This is a genomic window from Aliirhizobium sp. YIM B11859 (assembly GCF_057163345.1).
In genome coordinates, this window is record NZ_JBXHAY010000004.1 from 245787 (window position 1) to 261002 (window position 15216).

Below are 15216 nucleotides of genomic sequence, written 5' to 3' on the forward strand. Positions count from 1 at the left end.
GGCGTCCCGGTCACTGGGTCGCAGCGAGACGGCAGAGTGTCCGGGCGACCTCAAAAGACTTCTCGAAGGCCGGAATGGGGAGACATTCGAAACGAGAGTGGAAATTATACGCTCCGGTAAAGAAATTCGGCGTCGGCACCCCCCGTGACGACAGTGCCGCGCCATCGGTTCCGCCACGCATGGGGAGGGGTTTGGGCTGGATGCCAAGTTTTTCCAATGCCGAAAAAAGCAGATCCACCGGTCGCGCATCGTCGCCGAGATGATCGTTGATATTGTGGTATTGATCACTGACTTTGCAGACGACTTTGCCTGTCGGATAGTCGGTGCCGATTGCGGCGGCAACCGCGCCGATCCGATGTTTGCGGTTTTCGAAACCGGCCCTGTCGAAATCGCGGATCATCACCGACAGGCGGGCTTCCGTGTCATTTGCAACAAGGTCCTTGAACCAGAAATATCCTTCCCGGCCGTCGGTTCGTTCGGGTGTTTCGGCCCGGTCGAACCGGGCGATGAAATCCATCGCCATCAGAAGCGGATTGACCAGCACGCCCTTGGCGGACATTGGATGAGCGCTGACGCCGGTAAAGACGATCTCGCCGATTGCCGCATTGAAATTTTCGAACACGACTTCGCCAAGTTCGCAGCAGTCGATCGTATAGGCGAAATCGCAGGCGAACCGCTTGAGATCGAGTGCCTTCGCACCGCGCAGGCCGATCTCCTCGTCCGGTACGAAGGCGACGCAGATGTCGCCATGCGGTCCTGATGCGTCGATCCGGTTCAGCATCGTCATGATCACGGCGATCGCCGCCTTGTTGTCGGCGCCGAGCACGCTCGTGCCATCGCTGAAGACAATATCCTGTCCTTCCCAGCCGAGAATTTCCGGATGCTCGTTGACGCGCAGCCAGATGTCGCTCTCCCGGTTCAGGCAGAGATCCGCGCCGTCGAAACGCAGGATCTGCGGTCTGATTGCCGGCGAGAGGCCGACGTCCACGGTGTCAAGATGGGCGATAAAGCCGATGCGTGGCGCGCCCGGCAGCGTGCCGCGTTTTACCGCCGTCACCGTGGCATGTTCGTCGATGGCGACCTCGTCGAGGCCCAAAGCCTGCAACTCGCCGTGAAGGAGAGCGGCGAGCCGGGCCTGTCCTGGTGTCGAGGGCAAGCTGGAGGACTTTGCGTCGCTCTGGCTGTCGATGGCCAGATAACGGAAGAACCTCTCGGTCAATTCGTCGCGAAGATCCATGAAAATTCCTGTCGGCGGAGAGGTGATTTGATGTGGTGACCTGCAGGATAGTTGGCTTCACCAACGTATGCCAAGGTCGATTGCGCCGGCACACGCGTCGGCGCTGGTGACGGCTGGAAACTTGCTGTGGAGCAGCAATCCAGGATCGGGCGACCTTTTCGATGCGAGGTCGGCCACGCGCTTGGCACAATCGGTCGCAACATGCCAATATCGAGGCGTCCCACCAGCGCTCCTGCAGCACTTTGCCTGTTTCCATTGAAGACATTCAGCAATAAGGTTCGAACTGATACCTTGACCCCTTCAAGATCCATCACGCCTTCGATGACCCTTCTTTTTGCCACCGTCGGCGGCATTGCAGTCGGCAATCTTTACTGGGCACAGCCCCTGCTGGCCACGATCGCGGCATCGTTCGGTATTTCGGTCGGTGCGGCCGGAACGCTGGTGACGACAACGCAGATTGGCTACGCCCTCGGTGTCGTGCTGATCGTCCCGCTTGGCGACGCATTCAACCGACGAAAACTGATCCCGATCGTGATGGGGTGTTCAGCCGTTGCGCTCCTCGCAACGGCGGTCGCGCCGAGTTATTGGGTGATCCTGCTCACACTCGCGGCACTCGGCATGACCACGATTTCCGGCCAGCTGCTGGTGCCGCTTGCGAGTGAACTCGCAAGTCCTGCGCAACGGGGCCGCGTCGTCGGAACCATCGTCGCCGGTCTGCTGACGGGCATTCTTCTTTCCCGCACGGTGAGTGGCGTCGTTGCCGATCTGTTCGGCTGGCATTCGGTTTACATCATGGCAGCGGTCATCACGATCGGCCTTGCAATTGCAGTTCAGCGCGTATTGCCGGACGAAACCAACCGTCCGGGCATTCGATATGGACAGTTGCTTGCATCCATCGTCACGCTTGTCCGCAGGCATCGGGTGGTGCAGGTGACCCTGGCGATCGGTGCCTTGGCATTTTGCGTCTTCACGCTGTTCTGGACGGGCCTCACTTTCCTGTTCAGCGCTCAGCCCTATGGATATTCGCTTACACAGATCGGTCTTGTCGGGCTTGTCGGACTGGCCGGGGCGCTTGCCGCCCGCAATGTGGGCTGGCTGCATGACCATGGCTATTCGGCATCGGGGACCGGCGCCGGCCTGCTGCTGGCCATCCTATCCCTATCGATCGCGACTTTCGGATCAACGAGCCTGATCTGCATGGTGGTGGCTGTATTTCTGCTCGACATTGCCATTCAGGGCGTCAATGTCCTTAACCAGACACGGCTGCTGTCGGTAGAGCCTGACGCGCGCAGTCGCCTGAACACAGCCTTCGTGGCGTGCAATTTCATCGGCGGGGCCGTCGGCTCTGCACTCGCGGGTCTGCTTTGGAATTTGGCGGGCTGGGAAGGGCTGATGGCTGTGGCGCTGATATTGATCTTCGTCGCAGCAAGTCTTTGGGCATGGCAGCGCGCCAGCCTGGAAGTGTCGTCGGGTTAGGCGGCCCTTCGGCGTCAGGCACTCGCCCGCTTGACGATATGGAAGCCGGTATCGACAATCGTACCCTGTGCACCGACGCCTGCTGCTCGTTGGATAATGAGCGACATCGCACGCTGCCCCATTTCATAGGTGTGAGGCTGCACGGTGGTAATGCCGGGCGTGATCTCCGAGGCGATTTCATAATCGCCCCAACCGGCAACCGCGATCCGCTCCGGCACCTTCCAGCCGCGGCGGCCGCATTCGAACAGTACGCCGGCCGCAACGATATCCGTCGGGCAGATGATTGCATCGAGATCAGGATCTATTCCGCATAATCCTTCCAAAGCCTTTGGCCCGGCGCCGAAACCGTCGGCCTGGTCGATCAGGAAAATCCGGTGGCTGTCCAGACCTGCCGCTTCCATGACCTGCCTGAAGGCGGGTACGCGCTCGGTAAAACGGTGGGAGACGTCGCCTTCGTAACCGACGAAACCGACCCGCCGATATCCCTGGGCGATCAGCAGTTCGACAATGGCCCTTGTGGCATCGGCGGTCGAGTAGCCGACAGCCATATCGAAGGGATTTTCATGGACCCAGGATTCGACGATCGGCACGCCGGTTTTTCGCAGCAGGGTTCGCACATCGGTTTCGTGTTCGTCGCCCACCAGCGCGATGCCGGCAACGCGCAGCCCGACGAATGTCCGGATTGCGGCCGCCTCCTGGCTGAGGGTATCTGCCAATTTCAGGATAAGCTGATATCCTTCGGTGGCAACATGGTCCTGCATGCCGCGGACATAGTTGTAGAAGCTTGAGTTCTTGATCGACGGAATGACTGCGCCGATGACGCGGCTTTGGCCAGAGGCAAGATTGCCTGCCGAGTGGTTTGGAACATAGCCGAGCTCGGCGGCGATTTTCAGCACGCGCAGGCGCGTTTCTTCCTGAACGCGCTCAGGATATCGGAACGTGTTTGAGACCGTCATCGGTGACACGCCGGCCGCTACTGCGACCGACTGCATGGTGACCGTTTCATCAGATCGAAGCTTCGTCATAAGGCGACCTTGAGCTTAATTCTATCGCTGGGTGATTACGAAATATGCACTGCTATAAATGGCGGCAAAATGAGAAAAGCAATCCTTGACAGAAGCCATGCGCAGAATATTGTAGCGCTACAAAAGATGAATGGGAACTGTTCAGTGTTTATCTTCGACGGCGGGTGCAAAATCGGGATGTATTCATGACGGCAACGGATCGCCAAGCCGAAAAAGGGCTTTTGCTGAGCGGGATCCACAAATCCTACGGCAAAGTTGCGGCAGTCAGGAGCCTCGACTTGCAGGTGGCTGCCGGCGAACTCGTGGCTCTGCTTGGTCCGTCCGGATGCGGCAAGACGACGACGTTGCGCATGGTTGCCGGTTTCGAGACGCCGGATGCCGGGTCGGTGACGATTGGCGGCGACGAGATTTCCCATTTGCCGCCGCATAAACGTCGGCTGGGCATGGTCTTCCAGAACTACAGCCTCTTTCCGCATCGTACGGTCGCAGAAAACATCGGTTTCGGCCTGCGCATGGCCGGCATGGGGAAAGCTGCCCGCGACGAGAAGATCAGCGACATGCTCGACCTGGTTCAGCTCCAGGGCCGGGGAGACGTATATCCGTCAAAACTGTCCGGTGGACAGCAGCAGCGTGTCGCCCTGGCGCGCTCGCTGGTGGTCAATCCCAAGGTTCTGCTTCTCGACGAACCGCTTGGCGCGCTCGACAAGTCGCTGCGTGAAAGTATGCAGTTCGAGATCCGCGGCATGCAGCAGCGTCTCGGCATCACGGCGCTTCTCGTCACCCATGACCAGGAGGAGGCCATGTCGATGGCCGATCAGGTTGCCGTGATGAACGGCGGCCGCATCCTGCAGATCGGCGCTCCGACGGATATCTACGACAGGCCGAAGAGCCGCTTCGTCGCCGAGTTCCTCGGCACCTCGAACATTTTCGAGGGGACGGTCGGTGCGGACGGCACGACGTTGGTGCTTTCCGGGCCGCAGGGGCCGGTGAGCCTTCCTCTGCCGGAGCGCCGGGAGGCGGGCGGCTCGACCTTTCTTTCGGTTCGTCCAGAACGAATGGGGCTGACGCTGGGTGATGCTGCCGGCGGTTTCTCCGGGCGCATCGTCGGCGCAGTCTTCCGCGGCAACTATGCGGCTTATCAGGTCGAGGTCCCGTCTATCGGTCGTGAGCTTTTCGTCTACCGGCAGGCCGACGGGCCGCTCGGGTCGACAACCTATCATCTCGGTCAGGCGGTAACGCTCGACTGGGCGCCGCAGGATGGCGTCGTCGTGAGTGCGGAGTAATTTGAAAGTGACGAACATGCTAAAAAGCGGTGCGCGCATCGGGATCGACGTCGGCGGCACGTTTACCGACTTCGTTCTGTCCAATCCGAATGATGGCTCCCTGACCTATTACAAGGAGCCTTCGACGCCGGATGAGCCGTCGCGTGCGTTGATCGAAGGGCTGCAATCGCTGCTGAAAAAGGCCGGCATGACGTCGGCCGATGTCGGAACGCTGATGCATGGCACGACGATCGGTCTCAACGCGATCATCCAGCGTCGCGGTGCCACCATCGCGCTGGTAGTCAGCAAGGGCTATCGCGACATTCTCGAAATCGCCCGCAGCCGCATGCCGTCCTCCTTCGATTTTCACGCGTCCAAGGAAGAACCGCTGGTGCCGCGCCTGCGCATCGTCGAAATCGATGCCCGCCTTTCGGCCCATGGTGACGTTACGAAGGCTGCAGATGACGCCGAACTCGATCGTGTTGCCGCCGAACTGAAAGCCCTCGGCGTGGATGCCGCAGCCCTCGTCCTGATCAACGGCTATACGACACCATCGGTCGAGATCGACATGGCGAAGATGCTGTCGGAAAAGACTGGCGGCCTGTCGATCACCTCTGCCGCCGCGATCTGGCCGGAAATCCGCGAATACGAGCGCACGCTCGTTGCTTGCCTCAATGCCTATATCCAGCCGCTGATGCAGCGCTATTTTGCCGGACTGAAAAAGGGGCTGGAGCGCGATGGCGTCGTCGCTCCGATTCTGGTGACGGCTTCGAATGGCGGTTCGCTCAGCCTGATCTCGGCCGATGAACGGCCGGTCGAAACCATTCTTTCCGGCCCGGCATCGGGCGTGATGGCTGCAGCCCGACTTGCCGAGGCTGCCGATGTCAAGTCGATCATCACCTTCGATATGGGCGGCACGTCGTCCGACATCGCGGTTGCGCAAGCGGGCTCCGCCGAGCTTGCGACCCGCACGGACATCGGTGGCCTGCCGCTGGTGCTTCCGGTGGTGGACGTGTCTGCCATCGGCGCCGGTGGTGGCTCGATCGTCTGGGTCGATGCCCACGGTCTCCTGAAGGTCGGCCCGCAAAGCGCCGGCGCCATGCCGGGTCCGGTCTCCTACGGTCGCGGTGGCACCCAGCCGGCGGTCACCGACTGCTATCTGGCGCTCGGCTATATCGATCCTGCCGGCTTCCTCGGCGGTCGTATGGTTCTCGACATCGATGCGGCGCGTGCAGCCCTTGCCGAAGTCGGTCGGCGTATCGGACTGACCGACCACGACGCTGCAGCGTTTGCCGCTGAAGGTGCATTGGCCGTCACAACAGCCGGCATGGCGACCGAGCTTTACAAGACGCTTGCCTCGCGTGGCCTCGACCCGGCCTCATTCGCGCTGGTCCCCTTCGGCGGCGCCGGCCCGACGCATGCCAATCTTCTTGCCGAGGAAACGGGTATCGGTCGCGTGGTCATTCCGCCGGCGGCCGGAACATTCTGCGCGTTGGGTGCCGCCGCTGCCGATCTGCGCCGCGATTTCGTCCGCAGCCTGCGCCGCGCCGTCGATGAAACAAGTGCCGCCCTGATGCTCGAGGTGATGGCGGAACTGGAGGATGAAGGCAGCGCCTGGCTGGACCGTGAAGGTGAAGCCAGCCAGACCCGCCGGTTCGAGCGTGGTGCAGACATGCGTTATGCCGGCCAGGCCTATGAGTTGCGCGTCAAGCTCGATGAAAATGCCCGCGATGTCGCGTCGATCTGTGAAGCCTTCCATCTGGAACATGAGCGCATCTACGGTTTTCGCGATACGCAGACCGAAGTCGAACTCGGCACGGTCCGTCTTGCTGTTGTCGGCGTGACCGAAAACATCCCCCAGCCCGAAATTGCCGCCGGTACCGGCGTGCCGACGCGCAAGGGCGAACGTTCGATCTTCCGCGCCGGAAAATGGGTTGCAGCCGGCGTCTATGATCGCAGCGCATTCGGCGCCGGCGACCGTATCAGCGGCCCGGCGATCATCGAGCAGGACGACACGACAACGGTGCTTTTGCCCGGCTGGTCGGCACGTGCCGACGCCCTTGGAAACCTTCATCTCGAAAGACATGCGCAATGAAGCTTGATCCCGTCACGCTCGCCATTCTCGGCAACAAGCTTGCTGCCGTCAGCGAGGAGATGTGCCTGACGCTGCAGCGCACCGGCCGCACGCTCTATGTCAAGGAAACCGCCGACTTTGCCTGCGCGCTCGCAGGCCTGGACGGCCGATTCTTTGCCTATCCACGGTCGATCGGCGTCTCCGGTTTCGTCGGCCTGGAATGCGCGCCGTCGATTGCAGCCGTTGGTCCGCTCGAACCCGGCGACGTTATCCTCACCAATGATCCCTATCGTTCGGAAGGTCTCGCCACACATCTGCCCGACCTGCACATGATCGAGCCCTATTTCCATGAGGGCAAGATCGTCGCCTATGGCTGGTGCTTCGTCCATTGCTCGGACGTTGGAGGCCGCGTGCCGTCCAGTATCTCGCCGGTCAATACCGAGATTTTCCAGGAGGGCCTGCGCATTCCGCCGGTCAAGCTGATGAAGAAGGGCGAGATGAACCCCGACGTTCAGCTGTTCCTCAATGCAAACAGCCGTACCCCCGACGCCAATATGGGCGATATCCGTGCCATGCTCGCGGCATTGGCCGCCGGTCGACGCCGGCTTGAGCAGACGATCGGCCAGCATGGCGCTGAAACCGTCTCTACCGCCGCGATCGATCTGGTCGCCTATTCCGCCGAGAAGGCGCGCACCGTGCTTAAACGGGTGCCATCAGGCACATACCGCTTCTCCGATTATCTCGACGATGATGCGGCAAGCCGCCTGCCGGTCCGCATCGCCCTTGCGGCAACATTCGAGGACGGCGAAGTCCATCTGGATTTCACCGGCACCGATCCGCAGGTTGCCACGGCGATGAACATTCCCTCGCGCGGGCGTCCGCATGCCTGGCTGACGCTCCGTGTTCTGGCGCTGGTCAACACGCTCGATCCGACGACGCCGCTCAATGTCGGCATGCTGGCGCCGGTGCGCATCACTGCGCCCGAAGGCAGCCTCGTCAACCCGCAGGAACCGGCAGCCGTCGGCGTTCGTCATGCGGCGGCAATCCGCGTCAACGACGTTTTGAACGGTGCCTTCGGCAAGGCACTTCCTGATGTCATGCCGGCCGCCTCCTCCGGTACCGTCATTCCTGTCGTCATGGCGGAACCGGATGGTCATGGCGGCCGGCGCGTGCAGGTCATCGAGCCGATGATCGGCGGCACCGGCGCCCGCAAGGGCCGCGACGGCATCGATGGCCGCGACAGCGGCATTTCCAACCTCGCCAACAATCCGGTCGAGACGGTGGAGGCTGAACTCGGCATCGAGATCTCCACCTACGCGCTGCGTCCCAATTCGGGCGGCGCCGGACAGTGGCGCGGCGGTTGCGGCATGGAACTGACCTTCCGCGTGTTGACCGACGACAGCAACGTGCTTGGCCGGGGTCTGGAACGCCTGCTGTTCCGTCCCTGGGGCTCGAATGGCGGAAAGCCCGGCATGCCGGGCCAGCTCATCCTCAATCGCGGCACGCCACAGGAGCGGCAACTCGGCAAGATCGACGTCTTGACCGTCAATGCCGGCGATACTGTCACCTTCCTGACGCCGGGCGCCGGCGGATGGGGTGATCCAGCCGGGCGCGACCCCGAGGCAGTGCTGAAGGATGTCGTCAACGGTTTCGTCACCATGGAAGCGGCTACTGCCGACTATGGTGTGGCGATCGTCGACGGTCGTGTCGATGCGTTACGTACGGAAAAACTTCGCAAGGAGATGGTGGCCAGCACTCCGGCCAATGCCCAGGGTGTAGAGCGCGAGCGTTGGGATCAGGCTTTCCCGGCTGGCGTGATGGACACGCTCAACCGCGCACTGGTGATGTTGCCGGGTTCGGTCAGGCAGCGCCGCCGCCGTGAAATCTTCGATGCCGTGCTTGCGGAACTGCCGGAAGGCTTTCCGCGGATATCGGCCAGCCAGAATGCCGTTGACGCCGCACGTCAGCGGCTGGAGGCCGCCGCAGGCAGCCTCTGATCCGCATGAATTGAACTGCCTGAAATGCCACCTCGTTTAAGCTTTGGAGAACCGCGATGACGATCATGAAGAGAAGAAACTTCCTCGGTGGCAGCGCCATGGTTGGCGCCGGCCTGATGGCGGGCGGCCTGCCGCGTCTGGCCAATGCCCAGTCGAAGGAAATCACCGTCACCGCCTTTGGCGGCGTATGGGAAGAAGCTATTCGTACCTGCTTCGTTGCGCCTTTCGAGGCGAAGACCAAGGCGAAGGCGAATGTCTCGCTCGGCGGCCCGCCGCAATGGCTGGCGCAGGTCGAGGCCAACCAGGCAAAGCCGCCGGTCGATGTGCTGATCATGACGCCGGACCTCGCATTGACCGCCGCCAAGGCCGGTCTGGTCGATGATATCACTGTCGACAAGGTTCCGAATCTCGCCAAGATCCCGAAGGAATTGACCGACAGCGTCATGGGCAAGGGCACGCTGTTCGACTACGGCGTCGGCGGCATCACCTTCCACAAGGAGCGCGTCAAAACCCCACCGAAATCGTTTGCCGAATTCGTCGACCGTGTTTCCTCGGGCGATCTGATCGCCTCGGTCCCGTCGATTTCCTACGCCGTCACACCGATCATGCTGATCTGGGCGATGGCCAAGGCACTTGGCGGCGGCGTGGAGAATGTCGATCCCTTCTTCAAGGCAATGGAAAAGATGAAGTCCAACCTCGTCTTCTGGGGCGGCCCGAACGACTTCTTCAATCACCTGTCTTCCGGCGAAGCCGATTGCGGCATCTATTTCGATGGTCGCACCTGGAACCACTATGACAGCGGCGCCACCTGGATCGATTTCGTCAATCCTGAGGAGGGCGGTTCGCTCAATGGCGTTGCCGTGCAGAAGCCGAAGAATGCCGATCCGCTCGCCTGGGATTACATCAACGAGATCCTCGACGCGCAGAACCAGACGAAGTTTGCCGACATCATGAATTACGGCGTCACCAATACCGACGTCGTTTACAGCGAAAAGCTGAAGCCGCGCATCACGCCTTGGCAGAAGACCGCTTTCCCGCCCTATGAGCAGATCGCTCAGGTGCGCAACGAATGGGTCGATCGGTGGAACCGCGAAATCGGCCGATAATAAACAACGGGCTGCCTTCATGTGAGGGCAGCCCGCTTCCTGTCAACGGATGCAAGCAATGAGCCAAACAAGCCAGCAACAGCCCCAGCCAAGTCGCCGCCCGCGGCTGCTGTCGCCGCATCTTCTGGCATTGCCGGCGGTGATTTTCCTGGTCGTGTTCTTTGCCTCGCCACTGTTCGACAACGGCATGCGCAGCGTGATGGTGGACGAGGGCTTCACGCTTTCGCGTTACGCCTCGCTGCTGACGGACAGCTTTTATCTCGGCATCATCGCTCAGACCGTAGCTCTATCGGCCGGCGTGACGGTGATCTCGGTGCTGATCGGTTATCCGGTCGCCTATTTTCTTGTGCGCAAGGCTGGCCGTTTTGCCGGTCTGATCATCTTCCTGCTGATCGCGCCGCTTCTGACTTCAATCATCATGCGCACGTTCGGCTGGCAGGTGCTGTTTGCCCGCCGTGGCCTGGTCAACAATCTGCTTGTCGATCAGCTCGGTATCCTGTCGGCGCCGCTGAGGCTTACGAATTCGCCCGAGATTGCGATCGCGGCACTGGTCCATGTGCTTGTGCCCTTCATGGTCCTGTCGATCAGCACCGTGCTGCAGGGTATCGACACGCGGCTGGAAGAATCGGCAAAAATTCTCGGTGCAAACCGGCTGCGGACCTTCCTGGAGGTGACCTTGCCTTTGTCCCTCGACGGCATCGGCACCGGCGCCATTCTCGTCTTCATGATCGCCAATGGCAGTTTCGTCACGCTGGTGCTGCTCGGCGGTGGCATGCAGACTTTGCCTTTGATGATCTACCAGCAGTTCAACACGACGCGTGATTTCGGCATGGCGAGCGCCATGAGTACGATCCTGCTCGTCATTGCCGTCGCCTGCCTGTTCCTGCAATTGCGCCTCGTGCGCCGCAAGGGAGCGTGAGCGATGAAACGCGACTGGATCAATATCGGCCTTGCCGCCTTCGTCGTCCTCTTCTTCGTCTTCATGCTGGCGCCGATCCTGATCGTCGTTGTGGTGTCCTTCACCTCGGCCGGTTATGTGTCGTTCCCGATACCAGGCTGGTCGATGAAGTGGTTTGCGCGTATTTTCGAATACCGGCCTTTCATCGATGCGATGATCGTCAGCATCGAGATCGCCATAGGCGCCACGCTGCTCTCCTGTCTGATCGGCGTTCCCGCATCGATCTATCTGGCCCGCTCGCGAAGCGCATGGGCAAGTGCGGTGATGACCTTCCTCCTGTCGCCGCTGTCGATGCCGATGATCGTCATCGGTTTCGCATCGCTGTTCTTCCTGTCCTGGCTTGGCGTCGGCATCTCCTTCACGGCATTGCTGATCACCCACACCGTCGTCTGCCTTCCCTATATCGTGCGCACCGTGGCCGGTGTTTACGCCGGCATCCCACGTTCCTACGAGGAAGCCGCTGCCATTCTCGGTGCCAATCCGCTCCTGACCTTCTGGCATGTGACGCTGCCGCTGATACGGCCGGGCATCATGGCGGGGTCGCTGTTTTCGTTCCTGACATCGTTCGACAACCTGCCGATCAGCTATTTCTTCGGCAGTGCCGACACCAACACGCTGCCGGTGGTGATGTTGAGCTACATGGAAAACCAGTTCGATCCGACAATCGCGGCGCTGAGCACGCTTCAGCTTCTTCTGGCCGTCGTCGCGCTCCTCATCGTCGATCGCCTCTATGGTATCGAAAAGATGACGGTGGCCGGATGAGCATTGTCGTTTCCATCGATCACGTGGTCGTCCTTGTGCCGGATCTTTCCGCCGCAGGTTCTGCCTTCGAGAAGGCCGGCTTTCATGTGACGCCTGAGACCCACCACAGCGCGGCGATGGGCACTGCCAACCGTTGCGTCATGCTTCACGGCAACAGCTATATCGAGATCATGGCCATCGTTGCCGAAACGCCGGCGAACGAGACCTGGCGAAAGCTCCTCTCACAGGGCGTCGGTATCCGTGGGCTGGCGCTGCGCAGCACCGATATCGATGCGTCCGCTGGGCAACTGGCATCGCTCGGCGTCACAGCCGAACCCGTTCGTCATTTCTCCCGCGTCACAGATGACGGAGAACTGCGTTTTTCGATTACCCGCATAGATCCCGAAGCCACGCCCGGCCTGCAATGCCTCGTCTGCCAGCATCATACCGCAGCGCTTCTGTGGCGGTCGGAGACGATGATCCATGCGAACGGCGCGGTAAGGCTCACCTCCATCGCCATGCCGCAGGCGGCTTCGCTATCCGATCTTCCGCATGACGAAGGCGAGGGGATCACGGTGCATGCAGCAGCAAGCAGCCGGCTTGTTTTCGCCGGTCCCCATGCACAGTACCACGACCTTCGCGAGACCTGTGGCCTCGAACTGGAAATCCGAGCAGCATGACATCCTGGCCCTCCGACAAACCATCTTCATTGTGGATGTCGCTGTCGCGCGAAACATTCGAGGCGCCGTCGCTCAAGGGGGAGGCGAGTGCCGATATTGTCATCGTCGGCGGCGGTATTTCGGGTCTGTCGACGGCGCTGGAGCTTGCTCGTCGGGGACGTCGGGTGATTGTGCTGGAAGCGACGCGGGTCGGATATGGCGCATCGGGCCGCGCCAATGGCCAGGTCATCTCGGCACTCACCCGCCATGGCCCGGATGCCATACGCAAGGTCTGGCCGGGTGAACGCGGCGAGCGCTTCATCCAATTGGTCAAGGGGGCCGCCGACCAGCTCTACGATTTGGTGGAACACTACGACATAGATTGCGACGCCAGACGCAACGGCTGGCTTCAACCGGCTCATACACCCGGTCGCGCCAAGCGGGTTGCCGGCCTTGCCGCGCAATGGTCTGCCACCGGCGCGTCGACCGGCGCCTTGTCGGCCGCCGATGTGGCGCTGCGCCTCGGCACGGATGCCTATTGCGGCGGCTGGGAGCATCGCGGCGGCGGCCATATCAACCCTTATGCCTTTACCTGTGGACTGGCTCGCGCGGCCGTTTCGGAAGGTGTCACCATCTACGAAAACAGCCCGGCGGCGCGCCTTTCGCGTGACGGCGATGGCTGGACCGTCGAAACCCCGCAAGGACGCGTCCTTGCCGCCAAAGTCGGGTTGGCGACGGCCGCGCATACCGGCGACCTCTGGCCCGAATTGCATCGTTCGACCGTGCCGGTCACATCCTACCAGGCCGCCACCGATCCGCTTGGCCCCTCGGCAGAGGCGATCCTGCCAAATGACGAGGCGTCGTCCGATACACGGATGGACCTGCGGTATTTCCGCAAGACCCGTGACGGTCGGCTGGTCTCCGGTGGGGCCCTTGCCATCCAGATATTCGCGTCCCGCCGCCTGCCAGGCATGGTCGGACGACGGTTGAGGCAGATGTTCCCCGGCCTGCCGGAAAAGCCGATGACCTTATTCTGGGGTGGTCGTATCGCCATGACCGTTGACCGCCTGCCACACCTTCACCGGCGCAGCGACGGACTATCTGCCTGGATCGGTTGTAACGGACGCGGGCTGGCGCTTGCCTGTGCAATGGGTCCGGTACTTGCCGACGCGATCGATGGCGTTCCGGACGAACAACTCGCCTTGCGGCCGACATTGCCGCCCGCCGTGCCTTTCCACGCGTTCGTTTCGCGTTTCGCCCGGCTCATCCTTCCCTGGTACCGCTTCAAGGACAGCCGTGAGGTCTAGGCCGCCGCCACCGTGGCGAAACCTCTTGCAATGAGGTTGCGTCGAAAATCATGCCCTGTGAAAGTTCAAGATGACAGATTTGATCGAGACATTGGTTGGCGATGGGGCCGACAAACGGCTGAAACAGCTGCTGGCGCGGCGCGCCGACCTGATGGCGCTGACCGAGGCGAGCCGCAAGGCCGTGCTGACGCCGGCCGAACCCGGTGGGCTGTCACACGCGCTGCGGGCGTTGATCGCAGTGCGCGCCTCAGAACGGCTCGGCGACATGAAAATGAAGGATCACTATTACGATCACTTCACCAAATGCGAGGACTTCTACGATCTTGTCGGTCTTGTCGAACCGGATGCGAGAACCGACGATACCCGGCTGCAGGCGATCCTCGATCATGCCGACATGCTGACGTGCCGGCCGCGCACGGCAACCAGGCAGCACATCGAAAAACTCTATGCGGCAGGTGTCGGCGACGCGGACATCGTTCGTCTCGCCGAGCTTGCCGCTTTTCTGGGATATCAGGCTCGCCTCGTCGCCGGCCTGCGGCTGATGGAGACCGCCCGATGAGCGAGACTGTTCACCACTACACGACGGAAGTTCTGGACTGGCGCCCCTTCGTCAAACCGATCGATCTGGAGACGGCAACGCCGGAACAGCTTGCTGCGCTGAAGATCACACCGGCGAACAAAAAGGTCTCCGACTACGTCCTCACCCTTGCCCATGATCCGGAATCGCTTTTGCATCGCTCGCCGCTGTTCAACGGCATCATGTATGGCCGGGACGGGCTCGATCGCGGAGGGCGCGAACTCGGCGCCATTGGTTCCTCCATCGTCAACCGCTGCATCTATTGCATCGCCGTGCATGCGCGTCATTTCAACCAGGCGACCAAGACGACAGAGATCGTCGAGGAAATCTTCGCTCACGAGACGGACGCAAAACTGCCCGAGCGAGAGCAGGCGATCTTCGACTTCTCGGTTAAGCTCTCGGCCTTCCCGCCGGCGGCAACGGTAGAAGACATGGAGCGCCTGAAGGCCGTCGGTCTCGATGAACTGGAAATCGCCGACCTGATCCTGTCGACCGCGATCTTCGGCTGGGCCAACCGGCTGATGCACACGCTCGGTGAACCTTTCGTGCCTGCCACGGAAGATTGATCCAGCAGGGTTTGGAAGCCTGGTCACGTTTCGTCACGAGATCTCGACCGGCACTGTGCAGTCACACGCCGGTCGGCCAAGCGCCGCAAAATATGTTCTTCATAACACTGGGCAATTTGGGCGCGCCCCTGTCGCTGGCCGAAGTGGAATCAATATGTCTTCAGGAATATAACGCTGGCCAAGCGCCCGATTGTCGATATATTTCCGGCGATATCTTGAATCGTCAGGGGG

14 protein-coding genes are annotated in these 15216 nt (G+C 61.3%); 11 read left to right on the plus strand and 3 right to left on the minus strand.

The genetic code is table 11. The annotated features are described in order from the left end of the window. Window positions 1–10: 10 nt before the first annotated feature. Both pepT and AC2GXZ_RS17615 read right to left on the minus strand, forming a co-directional pair. Complete coding sequence (gene pepT, locus AC2GXZ_RS17610) at window positions 11–1237, minus strand: peptidase T (protein WP_483760487.1); 1227 nt, start codon at window positions 1235–1237, stop codon at window positions 11–13. Next, window positions 1216–1548: a hypothetical protein gene (locus AC2GXZ_RS17615; protein WP_483760488.1), complete on the minus strand. Its 333-nt coding sequence runs from the start codon at window positions 1546–1548 to the stop codon at window positions 1216–1218. Before AC2GXZ_RS17615 ends, pepT begins: the two co-directional genes overlap by 22 nt. A 10-nt stretch (window positions 1549–1558) precedes the next feature. Between AC2GXZ_RS17615 and AC2GXZ_RS17620 the strand changes: the two genes are divergently transcribed. Then, window positions 1559–2713, plus strand: coding sequence for an MFS transporter (locus AC2GXZ_RS17620; protein ID WP_483760489.1), 1155 nt, complete (start codon window positions 1559–1561; stop codon window positions 2711–2713). 14 nt (window positions 2714–2727) lie between these two features. Here the strand turns inward: AC2GXZ_RS17620 and AC2GXZ_RS17625 are convergent, their stop codons facing one another. Then, window positions 2728–3738, minus strand: a complete 1011-nt coding sequence (locus tag AC2GXZ_RS17625) for a LacI family DNA-binding transcriptional regulator (protein WP_483760490.1) — start codon at window positions 3736–3738, stop codon at window positions 2728–2730. A gap of 185 nt (window positions 3739–3923) precedes the next feature. Here AC2GXZ_RS17625 and AC2GXZ_RS17630 point away from each other — a divergent pair, with 185 nt between their 5' ends. From AC2GXZ_RS17630 to AC2GXZ_RS17675, 10 genes are all read left to right on the plus strand, one after another. Beyond that, window positions 3924–5021, plus strand: coding sequence for an ABC transporter ATP-binding protein (locus AC2GXZ_RS17630; RefSeq protein WP_483760491.1), 1098 nt, complete (start codon window positions 3924–3926; stop codon window positions 5019–5021). Window positions 5022–5037: 16 nt separating this feature from the next. Further along, window positions 5038–7095, plus strand: coding sequence for a hydantoinase/oxoprolinase family protein (locus AC2GXZ_RS17635; protein WP_483760855.1), 2058 nt, complete (start codon window positions 5038–5040; stop codon window positions 7093–7095). Further along, window positions 7092–9071, plus strand: coding sequence for a hydantoinase B/oxoprolinase family protein (locus tag AC2GXZ_RS17640; protein ID WP_483760492.1), 1980 nt, complete (start codon window positions 7092–7094; stop codon window positions 9069–9071). The genes AC2GXZ_RS17635 and AC2GXZ_RS17640 overlap by 4 nt, the downstream gene beginning before the upstream one ends. A 56-nt stretch (window positions 9072–9127) precedes the next feature. Beyond that, window positions 9128–10177, plus strand: a complete 1050-nt coding sequence (locus tag AC2GXZ_RS17645; protein WP_483760493.1) for a substrate-binding domain-containing protein — start codon at window positions 9128–9130, stop codon at window positions 10175–10177. Between the two features lie 58 nt (window positions 10178–10235). Next, a complete protein-coding gene (locus AC2GXZ_RS17650) occupies window positions 10236–11096 on the plus strand; it encodes an ABC transporter permease (protein WP_483760494.1) in 861 nt (286 codons plus the stop codon). A gap of 3 nt (window positions 11097–11099) precedes the next feature. After that, on the plus strand, window positions 11100–11897 hold the full coding sequence (locus AC2GXZ_RS17655; RefSeq protein WP_483760495.1) for an ABC transporter permease: 798 nt from the start codon (window positions 11100–11102) through the stop codon (window positions 11895–11897). After that, complete coding sequence (locus AC2GXZ_RS17660) at window positions 11894–12556, plus strand: VOC family protein (RefSeq protein ID WP_483760496.1); 663 nt, start codon at window positions 11894–11896, stop codon at window positions 12554–12556. Before AC2GXZ_RS17655 ends, AC2GXZ_RS17660 begins: the two co-directional genes overlap by 4 nt. Continuing rightward, window positions 12553–13842: an NAD(P)/FAD-dependent oxidoreductase gene (locus tag AC2GXZ_RS17665; protein ID WP_483760497.1), complete on the plus strand. Its 1290-nt coding sequence runs from the start codon at window positions 12553–12555 to the stop codon at window positions 13840–13842. The genes AC2GXZ_RS17660 and AC2GXZ_RS17665 overlap by 4 nt, the downstream gene beginning before the upstream one ends. Before the next feature lie 70 nt (window positions 13843–13912). Continuing rightward, complete coding sequence (locus tag AC2GXZ_RS17670; RefSeq protein ID WP_483760498.1) at window positions 13913–14401, plus strand: CMD domain-containing protein; 489 nt, start codon at window positions 13913–13915, stop codon at window positions 14399–14401. Then, window positions 14398–14985 (plus strand): peroxidase-related enzyme, encoded by a 588-nt coding sequence (locus tag AC2GXZ_RS17675; protein ID WP_483760499.1) that lies wholly within the window; start codon window positions 14398–14400, stop codon window positions 14983–14985. Before AC2GXZ_RS17670 ends, AC2GXZ_RS17675 begins: the two co-directional genes overlap by 4 nt. Window positions 14986–15216: the final 231 nt, after the last annotated feature.